The organism is Amycolatopsis cihanbeyliensis, from assembly GCF_006715045.1.
Classification (GTDB): Bacteria; Actinomycetota; Actinomycetes; order Mycobacteriales; family Pseudonocardiaceae; genus Amycolatopsis; species Amycolatopsis cihanbeyliensis.
This window is the reverse complement of the sequence record NZ_VFML01000002.1, coordinates 802,343-818,814: the sequence shown is the minus strand read 5'-3', so window position 1 is coordinate 818,814 and position 16,472 is coordinate 802,343. Positions and strand designations below refer to the sequence as shown.

The 16,472-nt window shown below is 69.0% G+C and carries 15 protein-coding genes; 12 read left to right on the top strand and 3 right to left on the bottom strand.

Going from position 1 to position 16,472, the window contains the following annotated elements; translation table 11 throughout:
• The first annotated feature begins 1 nt into the window (after position 1).
• The 6 genes from gcvH (at position 2) to FB471_RS32290 (ending at position 6,848) form a co-directional block, all read left to right on the top strand.
• Complete coding sequence (gcvH, locus tag FB471_RS32315) at positions 2-382, top strand: glycine cleavage system protein GcvH (protein WP_142003602.1); 381 nt, start codon at positions 2-4, stop codon at positions 380-382.
• 2 nt (positions 383-384) lie between these two features.
• Complete coding sequence (glyA, locus tag FB471_RS32310; protein ID WP_142003601.1) at positions 385-1,656, top strand: serine hydroxymethyltransferase; 1,272 nt, start codon at positions 385-387, stop codon at positions 1,654-1,656.
• On the top strand, positions 1,653-2,660 hold the full coding sequence (lipA, locus tag FB471_RS32305; protein WP_142003600.1) for a lipoyl synthase: 1,008 nt from the start codon (positions 1,653-1,655) through the stop codon (positions 2,658-2,660). The genes glyA and lipA overlap by 4 nt, the downstream gene beginning before the upstream one ends.
• Positions 2,661-2,669: 9 nt before the next feature.
• Positions 2,670-4,046 (top strand): L-serine ammonia-lyase, encoded by a 1,377-nt coding sequence (locus tag FB471_RS32300; protein WP_142003599.1) that lies wholly within the window; start codon positions 2,670-2,672, stop codon positions 4,044-4,046.
• Positions 4,047-4,093: 47 nt separating this feature from the next.
• On the top strand, positions 4,094-4,813 hold the full coding sequence (locus FB471_RS32295; protein WP_142003966.1) for a FadR/GntR family transcriptional regulator: 720 nt from the start codon (positions 4,094-4,096) through the stop codon (positions 4,811-4,813).
• Between the two features lie 79 nt (positions 4,814-4,892).
• Positions 4,893-6,848, top strand: coding sequence for a transglycosylase domain-containing protein (locus tag FB471_RS32290; RefSeq protein ID WP_246076828.1), 1,956 nt, complete (start codon positions 4,893-4,895; stop codon positions 6,846-6,848).
• Here FB471_RS32290 and FB471_RS32285 read toward each other — a convergent pair.
• A complete protein-coding gene (locus tag FB471_RS32285) occupies positions 6,838-7,494 on the bottom strand; it encodes an O-methyltransferase (RefSeq protein ID WP_142003598.1) in 657 nt (218 codons plus the stop codon). The genes FB471_RS32290 and FB471_RS32285 overlap by 11 nt on opposite strands.
• Positions 7,495-7,647: 153 nt before the next feature.
• Between FB471_RS32285 and FB471_RS32280 the strand changes: the two genes are divergently transcribed.
• The 6 genes from FB471_RS32280 to FB471_RS32255 are packed head-to-tail and all read left to right on the top strand — an operon-like array spanning position 7,648 to position 13,528.
• Complete coding sequence (locus tag FB471_RS32280) at positions 7,648-8,841, top strand: lipid-transfer protein (protein ID WP_142003597.1); 1,194 nt, start codon at positions 7,648-7,650, stop codon at positions 8,839-8,841.
• Positions 8,842-8,875: 34 nt separating this feature from the next.
• Positions 8,876-9,307 carry a type II toxin-antitoxin system Rv0910 family toxin gene (locus tag FB471_RS32275; protein WP_142003596.1) on the top strand — a complete coding sequence of 144 codons (432 nt, stop codon included), beginning with the start codon at positions 8,876-8,878 and terminating at the stop codon, positions 9,305-9,307.
• A 5-nt stretch (positions 9,308-9,312) separates the two neighbouring features.
• Entirely contained in the window at positions 9,313-10,176 is an 864-nt protein-coding gene (locus FB471_RS32270; protein WP_142003595.1) for a MaoC/PaaZ C-terminal domain-containing protein, read from the top strand.
• An 11-nt stretch (positions 10,177-10,187) separates the two neighbouring features.
• Complete coding sequence (locus tag FB471_RS32265) at positions 10,188-11,060, top strand: SDR family oxidoreductase (protein ID WP_142003594.1); 873 nt, start codon at positions 10,188-10,190, stop codon at positions 11,058-11,060.
• A 10-nt stretch (positions 11,061-11,070) separates the two neighbouring features.
• Positions 11,071-12,312, top strand: coding sequence for an acyl-CoA dehydrogenase family protein (locus FB471_RS32260; protein ID WP_142003593.1), 1,242 nt, complete (start codon positions 11,071-11,073; stop codon positions 12,310-12,312).
• Between the two features lie 52 nt (positions 12,313-12,364).
• Complete coding sequence (locus tag FB471_RS32255) at positions 12,365-13,528, top strand: glycoside hydrolase family 172 protein (RefSeq protein ID WP_142003592.1); 1,164 nt, start codon at positions 12,365-12,367, stop codon at positions 13,526-13,528.
• A gap of 290 nt (positions 13,529-13,818) precedes the next feature.
• Here FB471_RS32255 and FB471_RS32250 read toward each other — a convergent pair whose 3' ends face one another.
• Positions 13,819-14,079, bottom strand: coding sequence for a hypothetical protein (locus FB471_RS32250; RefSeq protein WP_142003591.1), 261 nt, complete (start codon positions 14,077-14,079; stop codon positions 13,819-13,821).
• Between the two features lie 360 nt (positions 14,080-14,439).
• Positions 14,440-16,434, bottom strand: a complete 1,995-nt coding sequence (locus FB471_RS32245) for an SDR family oxidoreductase (RefSeq protein ID WP_142003590.1) — start codon at positions 16,432-16,434, stop codon at positions 14,440-14,442.
• Positions 16,435-16,472: the final 38 nt, after the last annotated feature.

Below are 16,472 nucleotides of genomic sequence, written 5' to 3'. Positions count from 1 at the left end.
GATGAGCAACATCCCGGAGAACCTGAGCTACACCAAGGAACACGAGTGGCTGAGCGCCGCGGACGGCGTGGCCACCGTCGGCATCACCTCCTTCGCCGCGGAGTCCCTCGGCGACATCGTGTTCGTGCAACTGCCCGCGGTCGGGGACACCATCACCGCGGGTGAGCCGTGTGGCGAGATCGAGTCCACCAAGTCGGTGAGCGAGCTGTACGCCCCGGTCACCGGCGAGGTCGTGGAGATCAACGAGGCCGCGGCGGACGCGCCCGAATTGATCAACTCCGACCCCTACGAGCAGGGCTGGCTTTTCCGCGTGCGCACCGAGAGCATGCCGGAGCTGCTGGACGCGCAGGAGTACTCGAAGGTCGTCGAGGAAGGAGAGTGAGCATGGACTCGTTCAACGCCAATCTGTCCACTGTGGATCCCGAGGTCGCCGCGGCGGTGGCCGAGGAGCGGAAGCGGCAGCAGAACACCCTGGAAATGATCGCTTCGGAGAACTTCGCCCCGGTGGGCGTGCTCGAGGCGCAGGGTTCCGTGCTCACCAACAAGTACGCCGAGGGCTACCCCGGCAGGCGCTACTACGGTGGCTGCGAGCACGTGGACGTCACCGAGAAACTGGCGATCGAGCGGGCCAAGGAGCTGTTCGGCGCGGAGTACGCCAACGTGCAACCACACTCCGGCGCGCAGGCCAACGCGTCCGCCATGGTCGCCCTGCTCGAGCCGGGGGACACCATCCTCGGCCTCGACCTCGCGCACGGCGGGCACCTCACGCACGGCATGAAAATCAACTTCTCCGGCAAGCTCTACAACGTGGTGCCGTACCACGTCGACAAGGAGACCGGCCAGATCGACATGGCCGAGGTGGAGAAGCTGGCCCGCGAGCACAAGCCGAAGCTGATCATCGGTGGGTGGTCGGCCTACCCGCGGCAGCTCGACTTCGCCGAGTTCCGCCGGATCGCCGACGCCGTGGACGCCAAGCTGATGGTGGACATGGCACACTTCGCCGGCCTGGTCGCCGCCGGGCTGCACCCCAGCCCGGTGCCGCACGCCGACGTGGTGACCACCACCACGCACAAGACCCTCGGCGGGCCGCGTGGCGGCATCATCCTGGCCAGGAAAGAACTGGCCAAGAAGCTCAACTCGGCGGTGTTCCCCGGCCAGCAGGGCGGGCCGCTGGAGCATGTCATCGCGGCCAAGGCGGTGGCGCTGAAGATCGCCGCGAGCGAGGAGTTCCGGGAGCGGCAGCAGCGGGTGCTCGACGGCGCCAAGACCCTGGCCGCCCGGCTGTCCCACCCGGACTGCGTTTCCGCGGGGGTCCGGGTGCTGACCGGCGGCACCGACGTACACCTGGTTCTTGTGGACCTCGTCAACTCCACATTGGATGGGCAGCAGGCCGAGGACCGGCTGCACAGCATCGGGATCACGGTCAACCGCAACGCGGTGCCCTTCGACCCGCGCCCGCCGATGGTGACCTCCGGCCTGCGGATCGGCACCCCCGCGCTGGCCACCCGCGGGTTCGGCGCGGACGACTTCGCCGAGATCGCCGACATCATCGCGGCCGCGCTGCGCCCCGACTTCGACGACGCCACCCAGCAGGAGCTGCGCGGCCGGGTCGAGCTGCTGGCCGAGAAGCACCCGTTGTACGCGGATCTGCCATGAGCGGGGCGGCACCGGATGGTCGGAAGTTGTTGCGTCTCGAGGCGCGTAACAGTGAGACGCCGATCGAGCGGAAACCGTCGTGGATCAAGACGCGGGTGCGGATGGGGCCGGAGTTCACGGAGTTGAAGGGGTTGGTGCGCCGGGAGGGGTTGCACACGGTGTGTGAGGAGGCGGGGTGTCCGAATATTTATGAGTGTTGGGAGGATCGGGAGGCGACGTTCCTGATTGGTGGGGATCAGTGCACGCGGCGGTGTGATTTCTGTCAGATTGATACGGGTCGGCCTGCGGCGTTGGATGTGGCGGAGCCGGGGAAGGTGGCGGAGAGTGTGCGGGCGATGGGGTTGCGGTATTCGACGGTGACGGGGGTGGCGCGGGATGATTTGGCTGATGGTGGGGCGTGGTTGTATGCGGAGACGGTGCGGCGGATTCATGGGGTGAATCCGGGGACGGGTGTGGAGTTGTTGATTCCGGATTTCAATGCGGATCCGGGGCAGTTGGGGGAGGTGTTTTCGTCGGGGCCGGAGGTGTTGGCGCATAATGTGGAGACGGTGCCGCGGTTGTTCAGGCGGATTCGTCCGGGGTTTCGGTATGGGCGGTCGTTGGAGGTGTTGTCGCGGGCGCGGGATGCGGGGTTGGTGACGAAGTCGAATCTGATTTTGGGGATGGGTGAGTCGCCGGATGAGGTGGAGCCGGCGTTGGCGGATCTGGTGGGGGCGGGGTGTGAGATTGTGACGATTACGCAGTATTTGCGGCCGTCGGCGCGGCATCTGCCGGTGGATCGGTGGGTGAAGCCGGAGGAGTTTGTGGAGCACACGCGGGTGGCGGAGCGGTTGGGGTTCGCGGGGGTGATGGCGGGTCCGTTGGTGCGGTCGTCGTATCGGGCGGGCCGGTTGTACGCGCAGACCAAGCGGCGGCGGGGTGAGTCGTTGCCGGAGGGGTTGGAGCATCTGGACACCGACACCCCCGCCGCGCAAGAAGCCAGCTCCCTCCTGGCAAGACGTTAGGAGCCGACGATGGCCATCAGCGTCTTCGATCTGTTCTCGATCGGGATCGGGCCGTCCAGTTCGCACACCGTGGGTCCGATGCGGGCCGCGCGAACATTCGTGGACGGGCTCGCGGCCGATGGCCTGTTGCCGACCGCCACCAGGGTGCGCGCCGAGTTGTTCGGCTCGCTCGGCGCCACCGGGCACGGGCACGGCAGCGACAAGGCCGTCCTGCTCGGCCTCGCCGGCGAGCGGCCGGAGGAGGTGGACACCGATTCCGTGCCCGAAAGGGTGGCGGCCATCCGGGAGTCCCGGCGGCTGCGGTTGCGTGGTGAGCACGAGATCGCCTTCTCGGTGGAGAAGGACCTGCTGATGCACCGGCGCAGGTCGCTACCCGCGCATCCGAACGGGATGACCTTCCGGGCGTTCGACGCGGGCGGTGCGGTACTGCGCGAACGGGTCTACTACTCGGTGGGCGGCGGGTTCGTGCTGGACGAGTCCGGGATGCGGGGCGATCCGGCGATCGTCGAGGACTCGACCCCGGTGCCGCACCCGTTCCGCACCGGCGCCGACCTGCTCGAGCAGTGCCGGACATCCGGCCTGCCGATCAGCCAGATCATGCTGCGTAACGAGCTGTGCTGGCGCACAGGAGACGAGATCAAGGCCGGCCTGCTGGAGATCTGGCGGGTGATGGTCGAGTGCGTGCGCAACGGCTGCGAGCACGACGGTGTGTTGCCCGGCGGGCTGAAGGTGCCGCGCAGGGCCAAGGCGCTGCACGACAAACTCCGCGCCCAGGACGGCGTGGGGGACGCGCTGCACGCGATGGACTGGGTGAGCCTGTACGCGCTCGCGGTCAACGAGGAGAACGCCGCCGGCGGGCGGGTGGTGACCGCACCGACCAACGGCGCCGCCGGCATCATCCCCGCGGTCCTGCACTACTACACCCGGTTCATCCGTACCGCGAACGACGAGGGTGTGATCACCTTCCTGCTCACCGCGGGCGCGCTCGGGTCGGTGCTGAAGCAGACCGGGTCGATCTCCGGGGCCGAGGTCGGTTGCCAGGGCGAGGTCGGCTCGGCCTGCGCGATGGCCGCGGCCGGGCTCACCGAGGTCCTCGGCGGGACACCGGCGCAGGTGGAGAACGCCGCCGAGATCGGGGTGGAACACCATCTCGGGCTCACCTGCGACCCGGTGGGCGGGCTGGTGCAGATCCCGTGCATCGAGCGCAACGCCGTCGGGGCCTCGAAGGCCATTCACGCCGCGCGGATGGCGATGTGGGGAGACGGCAGCCACGTCGTCGCACTGGACAAGGCGATCAAGACCATGCGCGAGACCGGTGCCGATATGAAGGTCAAGTACAAGGAGACCGCGCGCGGCGGGCTTGCCGTGAACGTGATCGAGTGCTGAGGTTGCCTACACTCGGTGGGTAGCCGAGGTAGGGAGAAACGGTGAGCGTGCAGTCCGACGGTGGGTCGAGCGCGGGCGATGCGCTGTTCCGGCCGGTGCGTGCCGGTAACGCGTTCGAGGAGACCGTCGAGCGGCTACTGCAGGCGATCCGGCTCGGCGTGGTCGGTGCGGGGGAGCGGCTGCCGCCGGAGCGGGAACTGGCCGAGCGCCTCGGGGTGAGCAGGGTGACCCTGCGCGAGGCGATCCGGGCGCTGGCCGACGCCGGGTACGTGACCTCCCGGAGAGGCCGGTACGGCGGCACCTTCGTCACCGAGAGCCTGCCGCCGCCGCGCGCCGAGGGCAGGCTGCGTGACCCCGCGGCGCTGGAGGACGCGCTCGGCCTGCGGCACGTGCTGGAGACCGGAGCCGCCGAGCTCGCGGCTTCCCGGACGCTCACCCCCGCCGACCGCAGGCACCTCACCAGCACTCTCGCCGACACCGGGTCCGCGAACATCGACGACTACCGGCGCAGGGACTCCCGCCTGCACCTGGCGATCGCCGAGGTCACCTCGTCCGGCTCGCTGACCACCGCGGTCGCCGACGTGCGGATGCGGATCAACGAGCTGCTGGACCGGATCCCGCTGCTGGAGCCCAACCTCGACCATTCGAACACCCAGCACGAGGCCATCGTGGACGCCATCCTTGCCGGCGACCCGGTGGCGGCCCGCCAGGCCATGGCCGAGCACATCGAGGGCACTGCCTCGCTGCTGCGCGGTTTCCTCAGCTGACGAGCTCAACCTTCCTGACCCGTTCGGCGTACTGAGATCGGTGGCGAACTGACGCCCTGCTGGCTCAGGAGGTCGAAAGGTGACGGATGCGGACGAATCGGGCGATCCGGCTGCGGCCATGCCGAGCCGCCGGAGCAGGATCTGGCGCCGGATCCGGCGGATCGGATACTGGGGCGCCGGCCTCGCCATCGGTGTCCCGGCAGTGGCCTTCCTGGTCGGCTACCTGCTCTGGGACGTGCGTGACCCGCACGAGGTGCTGGCCGAGCTGGAGAAGACGGTCGTACTGGAGTACGCCGACGGCAGCGAGCTGATGAAGCTCCCACCGGAGGACGGGGACCGCCGGTTCGTTCCGTACGCGGAGGTCCCGGAACGCCTGCGGGACGCGATCATCGCGGTGGAGGACCCGACGTTCTGGGAGAACGAGGGCTTCGACCCGGCCGGGATCGCCAGGGCCGCGCTCACCGGCGTGGGCGGCGGCTCGGGGATCACCCAGCAGTACATCAAGAAGTCCACCGGCCAGGACCAGGCGACCTACCTGCGCAAGTTCAAGGAGCTGGTGCTGGCCACCAAGATCACGCAGCAGCAGCGCAAGGAGGAGATCTTCGAGAGCTACGTCAACATCATCTCCTTCGGGCGGAACACGCACGGCCCCGCCGCGGCGGTCAGCGCCTACTTCGGCACGTCCATCGAGGACGGGCTCGGCTGGAGCCGGGCGGCCTTCCTCGCCGGCATGATCCAGTCGCCCTCGGTGCACGATCCCGCGGTGTCCGGCCACGCGCACGCCAAGAAGCGCTGGGAGTACGTGATGGAGAAGCTGGTCGAGCGGGGCTACCTGGACCCGGCCGAGCGCGCGCGGATGACCTATCCCGGCGATGAGGTGGCCGATCCGGCGGAGAGCAGGGCAGGCCGGCTCACCTACACCGAGCATCACCTCAAGCAGCGGGTGCTGGCCGAGCTGGGGCGGGAAGGGGTGTCCCTGGACCGGCTGCGGCGGGAGGGGATGCGGATCGAGACGACCATCGACCCGCGTGCCCAGGCGGCGAGCGAGCGGGTGGTGCGGAGACGGCTGGCCGGCCAGCCGGACTACCTGCGCGCCGCACTGGTCGCGCTCACCCCGGACACCGGGGCCGTGGTCGCCTACCACGGCGGCTCGTGGAACGTGCGTGACTACGCGGCCACCCCGCGGCCCCCGGGCTCGGCGTTCCACCCGTTCGTCACGGTGGCCGGGCTGCGGCAGGGCAGTGGGATCGACGAGACCTTCCCCTCCCCGCACCGGGCGAGCTTCGGCGGGGAGGAGTTCCGCAACGCGAACGACTGCGCGAGTACCGTGCGCTGCTCGGTACGGGAGGCCACCAGGGTGTCGGCCGACACCCCGTTCGTCACGATGACCAAGACCTTCGGCGCGGAGAACGTCAGCAAGGCCGCCCGGGACGCCGGCATCCCGGCGGAGGTCGCCGGCGAGCCGACCCTGCGGGAGCCGGACGGCGTCTCGATCGGCCCCGGGATCGCGGTGGGCCGTTACCCCGTACGCCCGATCGACCTTGCCGGCGCCTACGCCACCTTCGCCGGGCAGGGTATGCGCATCGAACCGCATTTCGTGGCCAGGGTGCGGGACGAGGACGGCGCGGTGGCCTGGGAGCGCGGACCGTCCAGGACGCCCGCGTTCAGTGCCGGCTCCGGGCGCCCCGGCCGGGACGCCCGGATCGCCGCCGAGGTGACCGCCTCCCTGCGCGAGGTCGGCGAGCGCGGCGCGGACCTGCCCGGCGGGCGGCCGGCGGCGGCGAAGGCGGGCTCGCACCGGTTCGCGGGCACCGGGGACAACTCCGCGGCCTGGATGGCCGGGTACACGCCGCAGCTGGCCACCGCCGTCTGGGTGGGTGCCGACCGGGAGCGCAGGCTGCGCGACGCGGGCGACGAGCGGGTGACCGGCGAGACGATCCCCGCGGAGATCTGGCGCTCCTTCATGGCGAAGTACCATGAGGATCGTCCGATTCGCCGTTTCCCACCGGTGCGAGTGCCGCTGCTCAACCGGTGACGAGTGCGATGGTGAGGCCGTCGTAGCCCTTCCCGCCGACGGTCTGCAGCGCGGTCGCGTCCACCCGCGGCTCCGCCGCGATCAGCTCATGCAGGCGGTGCACCCCCTCGACCCCCGGATCCCGCGCTCCCTCCTGGACGATCCGTCCGGCACGAACCACGTTGTCCACCACGATCACGCCGCCCGGCTCGGACCGTTCCAGCGCGGCCCGGAAGTACTCGGCGTTGTTCTCCTTGTCCGCGTCGATGAAGGTGAGGCCGAACGGGCCGGCGATCCCGGGCAGGACCTCCAGTGCCTTGCCGAGCCGGACCTCGACCAGGTCGACGAGGCCGGCACGGTCCAGATTGGCCCTGGCGACCTCGGCATGCCGCTCATCCGCCTCGATGGTCAGCAGGTGGCCGCCTGCCGGCAGTGCCCTGGCGAGCCAGATCGTGCTGTACCCGCCGAGGGTGCCGATCTCCAGGATGCGGCGGGCACCGGACATCCTGGCCAGCAGGTTGAGCAGTTTGCCCTGGTTCGCAGCCACCGAGATCGACGGCAGGCCGGCGTCCGCGCTGGCCGCGACCGCGGCCTCCAGCGCCGGATCGGGCGGGATCAGCCGGCCGGAGAAGTAGTCGTCGACCGCGCTCCACAGTTGCTGGTTCATGTCTCCTCCCTAGCATCGACAGCCCCGCCCCGCCCCCGCGCGTTCGTCACCTCGGTGTGGAACGCGGTGAAGGCTAGTCAACATACAGTCCGGTTGGTATGTTTATAGTACCTCCGGTAGGGCGGAACAGCCGATCAGCAAGGGAGCCCCACGGTGAGCACCAAGACGTATGTCGTCGGCGTCGGGATGACGAAGTTCGAGAAGCCGGGTCGCCGTGCGGACTGGGACTACCCGGCGATGGCCAAGGAGTCCGGCGAGCTCGCGCTCGCGGATGCCGGAATCTCCTACGCGCGGGTCGAGCAGGCCTACGTCGGGTATGTCTACGGCGAGTCCACCTCCGGCCAGCGGGCGGTCTACGAGCTCGGCCTGACCGGCATCCCGGTGGTGAACGTGAACAACAACTGCTCCACCGGCTCGACCGCGCTGTTCCTCGCCGCGCAGGCGGTGCGCAGTGGCACCGTGGACTGCGCGCTGGCGCTCGGCTTCGAGAAGATGCAACCCGGCTCACTGGGTAGCACCTACGACGACCGCGAGCAGCCCATGCTCAGGCACATCCTCGCGCTGGCCGAGCTGTACGAGGTGGCGATGCCGCCCGCGCCGTGGATGTTCGGCGCGGCCGGGCGGGAGCACATGGACACCTACGGCACCACCCCGGAGCAGTTCGCCAGGATCGGCGAGAAGAACCACCGGCACTCGGTCGACAACCCGTACGCGCAGTTCCAGGATGCCTACACGCTGCAGGAAATCCTGGACGCGAAGGTGATCTACGAACCGTTGACGAAACTGCAGTGCTCGCCGACCTCGGACGGTTCCGGCGCCGCGATCATCGCCAGCGAGGCCTTCGTGGACAGGCACGGGCTCGCCGGGCAGGCGGTGGAGATCGTCGGCCAGTCCATGGTCACCGATATGCGCAGCAGCTTCGAGGACAACTCGGCGATCAGCCTGGTCGGTGGCAAGATGACCAGGGCAGCCGCGGACACGGTGTACGAGCGGTCCGGCCTCGAACCGTCCGATGTGGATGTCATCGAGTTGCATGACTGCTTCTCCACCAACGAGCTGATCACCTACGAGGCGCTTCGCCTGTGCCCGGAGGGCGAGGGCGGCAAGCTCGTCGACGCGGGGGACACCACCTACGGCGGCAGGTGGGTGGTCAACCCCTCCGGGGGCCTGATCTCCAAGGGGCACCCGCTCGGGGCCACCGGGCTCGCCCAGTGCGCCGAGCTGACCTGGCAGCTACGGGGGGCCGCGGATGGGCGCCAGGTGCCCGGTGCGCGGGTCGCCCTGCAGCACAACATCGGACTCGGTGGCGCGGTCGTGGTGACCGCCTACCGGCCGGCCGACCGCTGAGCTCATCCACCGCACGAACCGACAGGAGGACGTCATGGGTCAGATCAATGCTTCGGTCGACCTTCCCGGAACACCGGAGCAGGTGTGGGAGGTCTTCTCCGACCCGAACAACTTCGAGAAATGGTTGACCATCCACACCAAGTGGAAGGGCGAGGTGCCCTCGGAGTTCAAGGAGGGCAGCAAGGTGACCGAGGTGGTCACCATGATGGGCATGCCGAACACCATCGAGTGGACCGTGGACGCCTACGAGGCACCGTCCACACTGTCCATTTCCGGTACCGGGATGGCCGGGGTGAAGGTGCGGTTCGACCTGTCCGTGCAGGAGGCGCCCGGCGGTTCGCAGGCCACCATCGACGCCGAGTTCACCGGTCAGATGATCGTGGGCGCCCTGGGCAAGGCCGTGGAGAAGGACGGGAAGAAGAACCTGGACCGATCCATGGAGAAGCTCAAGGAACTGCTGGGCTGATCGCCATGGCTGATGAGGAGCTGAGCTTCGACCCCAGCGGGCTGGACAGCTGGACCGAGGAACACCGGTTCGAGGTGACCCGCGAGCGGATCATCGAGTATGCCAAGGCCACCAACGACCCCATCGAGGAGCACCTGGCCGGCGAGCTCGCGCCCCCGGTGTTCGCCATCGTCCCGGTCTTCCAGGCGTTGATGGAGCCCGCGCTGGAGGTGGTTCCGGTCGAACTGATCCCGCGACTGGTGCACGGGGAGCAGGATTTCCTTTTCCACCGGCCGCTGAAACCGGGGGACAAGCTGGTCTCGCGCGGGAAGATGATCGGCTACCAGGGCCTGCCCAACGGCACCCGCTCGGCGATCTACCTGGAATGTCGCACCGAGGGTGGGGAGCTGGTCAACGAGCAGTACGTGACCGCGTTCTTCCGCAAGTTCGACGCCGGTGCGCCGGTGGGCACCCTCGCCCCGGAGCACAAGTTCGACGAGTCCCTGCGCGAGCACCACCCGGTGGCGCGGGTCGAGCAGCATGTGGACACCGACCAGACCTTCCGGTACGGCCCGGCCGCAGGCGACCCGATGCCGATCCACCTCGACGAGGAGATCGCCAAGGCGGCCGGCTTCCCCGGGATCATCGCGCACGGCCTGTGCACGATGGCGTTCACCTCCTGGGCCGTGCTGACCGAGGTCGCGGGCGGGCGCGGCGAGCGGTTGAAGCGGCTCGCCGTGCGGTTCGCCAAACCGGTGTTGCCCGGGCAGGACATCACCACCCGGATCTGGCGGGCCGGGCGGCCGGAGCGGGGCGTCAACTACGCGTTCGAGGCCACGGCAGGCGAGGAACTCGTGATCAAGGACGGCCTTGCCGTCGTGGCGGACTGAGAGGAAGCACCATGGGAGCTTTGGACGGGCGCGTCGCCGTGGTCACCGGCGCCGGGCGGGGAATCGGCCGCGAGCACGCGTTGCTGTTCGCGGCCGAGGGCGCCCGCGTGGTGGTCAACGACCTCGGCGGCGGGAACGACGGTAGTGGCGCGGATTCCGGCCCGGCGCGGGAGGTGGCCGACGAGATCACGGCCGCGGGTGGCACGGCGGTCGCCAACACCGACAACGTGGCCGAGTGGGACGGTGCCGGCGCGCTGGTGGAGCAGGCCGTTTCCGAGTTCGGCCGGCTCGACGTGGTGGTGAACAACGCGGGCATCCTGCGCGACGGGTTCATCGCGGGGCTGGAGGAGTCCCAGTGGGACGCGGTGATCAACGTGCACCTGAAGGGGCATTTCGCCGTGCTGCGGCATGCCGCCGCGTACTGGAAGGCGCGTGCCAAGGCGGGCGAGCAGGTGGCCGGCTCGGTGATCAACACCGCCTCGGCCTCCGGTACCACGATGCCGAACGCCGGGCAGGCCAACTACGGCGCGGCCAAGGCCGGTATCGCGGCGCTGACCCTGGTCGCCGCCGGGGAGCTGGAGCGCTACGGGGTGCGGGTGAACGCGATCGCGCCGATCGCGCGTACCCGGCTCACCCTGGCCACCCCCGGAATGGGGGCGATCTTCGCGCAGGAGGTGGAGGAGGGCGAGTTCGACGCGTTCAGCCCGGCCAACATCTCCCCGCTGGTTGCCTACCTCGCCACGGAGAAGTGCCCGATCAGCGGCAAGGTGTTCGCCGTGCAGGGCGAGGCGATCTCCGAGCTCGCCGGCTGGCACGACGTGAAGACGATCGAAACCGAGGGGCCGTGGCGGATCGACGACATCGCCGAGCGCCTGCCGGGTTAGGGGTGGATTCATGATCGAGTGGTCCGAGACCGATCTGCTGATCAGGGACGCGGTCCGGGAGTTCGTCGACAAGGAGATCCGGCCGCGTGCTGACGCGCTGGAGAGCGGCGAGCTACCGCCGTACGAGGTCATCCGCAAGCTGTTCGCGTCCTTCGGCGTGGACACCATGGCACGGGAGGCTGTCGGGAAGCTTCTGGACAGCCGCCGAGCCAGGGAGGCAGCGGAGTCGAAGTCCTCCGGTGACGGCCTCGGGTTCGGGCTCGGCGGCCAGGAGGGCATGGCGCTGATCGCGATCAGCGAGCTGGCCGGGGTGAGTCTCGGCATCGTGGCCTCGATCGGGGTCAGCATCGGGCTCACCGGGGCCACCATCCTGTCCAGGGGGACGTTGGCGCAGCAGGAACGCTGGCTGCCCGGCCTGGCCACCTTCGACAAGGTCGGCGCCTGGGCGATCACCGAGCCGGACTCCGGTTCGGACGCCTTCGGTGGGATGAAGACCTATGTCCGGAGGGACGGCGACTCCTATGTCCTCAACGGGCGGAAGACCTTCATCACGAACGGTCCGTATGCCGACACCATCGTCGTCTACGCCAAGCTGGATGAGGGTGACGGCGCCCCGGTGCGGGACCGCAAGGTGCTCACCTTCGTGCTGGACTCCGGAATGGACGGTCTCATCCAGTCCAAGCCGTTCAAGAAGATGGGTATGAACTCCTCGCCGACCGGGGAACTGTTCTTCGACAACGTCCGGCTGGGGAAGGACCGGTTACTTGGCGAGACCGAGGAGCACAAGGGCGGCGACGGGAAGGACAGCGCGCGGGAGAGTTTCTCTTTCGAGCGCATGGGCGTCGCCGCGCTGTCGCTCGGGATCATCAACGAGTGTCACCGGCTGTGCGTGGACTACGCGAACAGCCGCACCCTGTGGGGTCAGGAGATCGGACGCTTCCAGCTGATCCAGTACAAGCTGGCGAAGATGGAGGTCGCCAGGCTCAACGTGCAGAACATGGTCTTCCGGACCATCGAGATGCTGCGCGCGGGCACCCTGCCGACCTTCGCCGAGGCCTCGGCGATGAAGATGTACTCCTCGGAGGCGGCCACCGAGGTCGCCATGGAGGCGGTCCAGCTTTTCGGCGGCAACGGCTACATGGCCGAGTACCGGGTGGAGCAACTGGCCAGGGACGCGAAGTCGTTGATGATCTACGCGGGCAGCAACGAGATCCAGGTGACCCACATCGCGAAGGGCCTGCTCGGCGCATGAGCGGTTGCCCGGCCCTTTTCGCCGGCTGCACATCCGCTGATACGTTGCGTGCATGGTCGATGTCACGGATCTGACGCGCGTTCCCACCGAGCTCGATTCCCGGGCGGCCACCTTCGAGAACCCCACCGGCGCGCGTGGCGCCGGTGGCACCGCGGCGGCAGGCCGGAAGGGCGCGCCCAGCCGGGACATCCAGCCGGGGGAGCGGGTGACGCTGGCCGATCTGCGTGGCCCGGGAACCGTGCGGCACGTGTGGATGACCTTCCCCCCGGGTCCACCTGAGCAGAACCGGGCGCTCTGCCTGGAGGTGTTCTACGACGACCTGGACGAGCCGAGCATCTCGGTTCCCTGCCTGGACTTCTTCGGTGCGCCACACGGCAGGCCGGTCGGTTTCGCCAGCGCGCTGACCAGTATCCAGGAGGCGCGTGGCTGCAACAGCTTCATTCCGATGGCCTTCGGCGACCGGTTCCGCGCGGAGTTCGTCAACGGTTCTTCGCGGCCGGTGAAGCTGTACTACCAGGTGGACTACACCCTGGAGGAGACGGCGGGGACGGCCAGGCTGCACGCGAGCTTCCGCCGGCAGAACCCCACGGTGCCGCGCGAGGATTTCGTGATCTGCGAGGGGCTGACCGGGCCTGGGCGGTTCCTCGGTTGCGTGCTGGGCGTGCGCCCGCTGGACCCTGGAACATGGTATGGCGAGGGCGAGGTGAAAGCCTACCGGGACGGTGACACCGAGCTTCCGACCATCTGCGGCACCGGCCTCGAGGACTACGTCGGCACGGCCTGGGGGATGGGTCCGCATCACGCGCCCTACGGCGGCGTCCCGCTCGAGGTGCGCGAGCCCGGGTCCGGTTTGGGAACATTGCCGGAGTTCGTTGGCTGCTACCGTTGGCATGTACTGGATCCGATCGTGTTCACCGACCAGTTGCGGGTCACCATCCAGCAGATCGGCGCCGACCACTTTCTTGAAGGTGAGCAAGACCGGTTGGAGCGAGCGATCGCCGAAGGCAAGGTAGCCGGCAACGGCATCCAGCGGCTGCACGATGGCCCGGTGATCGCCAGCGGACTCTTCGAGCGGATCGACGACTACTGCGCCACCGCGTTCGTGATATGCGAGCGTCCGCAGCCGGTGCCCAAGGTGGATGTCGATCTGGCCACCGCCGACCTTTCTCGCCGTTCCTACGAGGAGCCGGACGAACTGGAGTTCCTGTTCGCCTGAGCCATCAGAAGGGTGGGGTGTCGTCTGGGGTGAGGGGTTTGTGGAGGGGTTGGGGTGGGTTGGTGTGTACGTCGCCGTGGGGTGTGGTGATGGTGGGTGTGCTGTCAGTGACTTTGTAGGTCCATCCGGGTAGGTTTTTGAGGTGGTGATCTCGTTCGCGGTACCCGACCAACTCCCTCGCGTTGGTGGTGGCGCCTTGGGCTCACCCGGTGGTGTGGTCGTTCTGGCAGCGTTGGGTGGGTCGGTGGCATCCGATGCCTCGGCATTCGCGGTCGCGTACTCGCACGAACTCATCCAACGCCGCCGTGGGCCGATACCGAGTGCGTCCCAGATCCGTCGGATGGCCGGGTACACACCCGCCCGGCCACCTCCTTCACCACCGACTCCCGCACCCCACCCTCCCGGGCGAACCGGGCCAGTAGCACCACCGCCCTCCGCGCCTCGGCCCGAGCGATCACCCGCTCGTTGGCTTCCAAAGTATCCAGTATGTCCGCGGGGGTTCTGTCGTCGTCCGGGGGATCCGTATGTGGGTCGGAACGGTATCTTTCCACGCCCTCAATGATATCGAAATACTCGAGGGGAATGTTCTGGATGTGGTGTTACTGATTGGTTTTCACCCGAATGTGTGTTCGAAACAACCAGGTCGAGGCGAGATGAAGAGTCTCGTTCCGTGGGGTGCTGGCGCTGGTGAACAGGCCTGCCAGGGGTGATGCGGGGTGCGCCAGTGCCTCACGGGGCGCCGAAGGCGTGCCCGAGACCCAACCCCGAGCCGCCCCGTCTCCCGCATCCCCCCATCTCTTCCCCGCGCGCGGCAAACTCGCCAACGCGAACGGCAAACTCGGTTACATGAATGGCCAACACGGTTACGTGAGCAGCAAACACGCGCGCGTGGGGAGCAACGCGCGGGGAGGTCAGGGGCGGCGGCGCCAGAGGAGGCGGGTCGCGGTGGCGGCGAGGGCGGCCAACGGCGGGCGGTGCGGGAGGTGGCGCAGTTCGGGTGCGGATTCGGGGACCAGGTTGTACGCCAGGTTGGCGGCCAGCCGGGCGAGCCGGGGGACGGTGCGGCCGGCGAGGGCGGCGGCCCGTCCCTCGGGCAGGTCGACGATCTGCGGTCGCTGCTCCAGTGCCTTGATCACCAGGGCGGCGGCGCGTTCCGGGCTGCTGGAGGGCAACGTCCGGTACAAACCGGTGGGGGCGATCATCTCGGTGCGCACCAGCGGCATCCGGACCGAGCTGAAGGTGATGCCATCGGAAAGGGTCTCCCTGCCCGCGGCCAGGCCGAACTCCTCCAGTGCTGCCTTGGAAGCCAGGTATGCCGAGAACCGCGGGGTGTCGGTCTGCAGGCCCTGCGTGGTGACGTTCACGATGTGCCCGAAGCGCCGCCGCTCCATCGAGGGCAGCAGGCCGAGCGCCAGCCGGACCGGACCGAAGTAGTTGATCGCCATGGTGCGCTCGAAGTCGTGGAAGCGCTCGGTGGACCGCAGGACCGAGCGGCGGATCGACCGGCCGGCGTTGTTGACCAGCATGTCCACCCCGCCGTGCTCGGCGAGCACGTCCTTGACCAGCGCGTCCACCGCGCCGTCCTCGGTGAGGTCACAGGGGTACGCCGCCGCCGACCCGCCCGCGTCGAGGATCTCCCCGCGCACCGCGTCCAACTCCTCGGCACGCCTGGCTACCAGTAGCACGGTCGCACCCCGTCGCGCGGCCTGTAGCGCGGTCGCCCTGCCGATTCCCGAGGACGCCCCGGTGATCAGCACGGTCCTGCCGTGCAGCGCACCACGGGGGTCCCGGCGTCGCGCCCGGTCCGGATCGAGCTGCTCGCGCCAGTACTGGTACAGCGGTCCGGCGTAGTCCCGCAGGGCGGGCAGCTCGACGCCGCTGCCGGCCAGTTCCGCCACCGTCGCGGCGGTGTCGAACTCGACCGCCATGCTCAGGTGCGGCAGGACCTCCAGCGGGATGCCCAGTTCGGCGAGCACGGCCGCGCGGGCGGCCCGGCCGCCGGGCAGCCGGTCGATCCCGGCCGCGGTGAGTCCGGCGAGCCTGCCGCCTGCCGCGCGCAGCGCCGTCGAGGCGGCGCCGGGCAGGGCGGTCCCGATCAGTGGCGCCCCCGCCACCCCGGCGAAGGCGTTGTACACCTCGTGCAACGGTTGCGGGCGCGGCGCGCCCAGGTGGTAGGTGGCACCGGAAGGCGCCTCGTGGTGCATCAGGTGGTCCATGGCCTCGACCACGTAGTCCACCGGAACCAGGTTGGTGGCGCCGAGGTCCGGACCGGCCAGCGGCAACCGGGAGGGGAGCGCGGCGAGCCGCGAGATCGCGGGCAGGAAGTAGTACGGCCCGTCGATCTTGTCCATCTCGCCGGTGCGCGAGTCGCCGACCACCGCGGATGGTCGGTACACGGTGTAGGGCACGGCGTCCTGCTCCCGCACCAACCGTTCGGCCTCGAACTTCGTCGCGTGGTACGGGGAACCGAAGCCCTGCCCCAGGTCGAAGTCCGATTCGGTGAACCGCCCCCGATGGTCGCCTGCCACGGCGACGGAGGAGACGTGGTGCAGGCGGCCTGCGCGCACGGTCCTCGCGAAGGTGAGCACGTTGCGCGTGCCGTCCACATTGGCCGCACGGTTGGTCGCCTCGTCGGCGGTGAGGTCATAGCTCGCGGCGAGGTGTACGACGTGGTCGATCCGCCGCAACTCCGTGACGTCGACCCCGAGCGCGTCCTCGGTGAGCTCACCGGTGACCGGAATCAGCCGTTCCGAACCCGGCCATTCCCTGGCCAACGCGCTCAGCTTGCCCCGCGAGGTTTCCCGGACCAGCGCGTACACGGTGCCGGTCTCCTGCCGCTCGAGCAGCCGCGCCACCAGCCGGCGTCCGATGAATCCGGTCGCCCCCGTCACGAAGTAGTTCGTCATCACCTAGATGATGACACTATCTACTCTCTAGTAGGTAA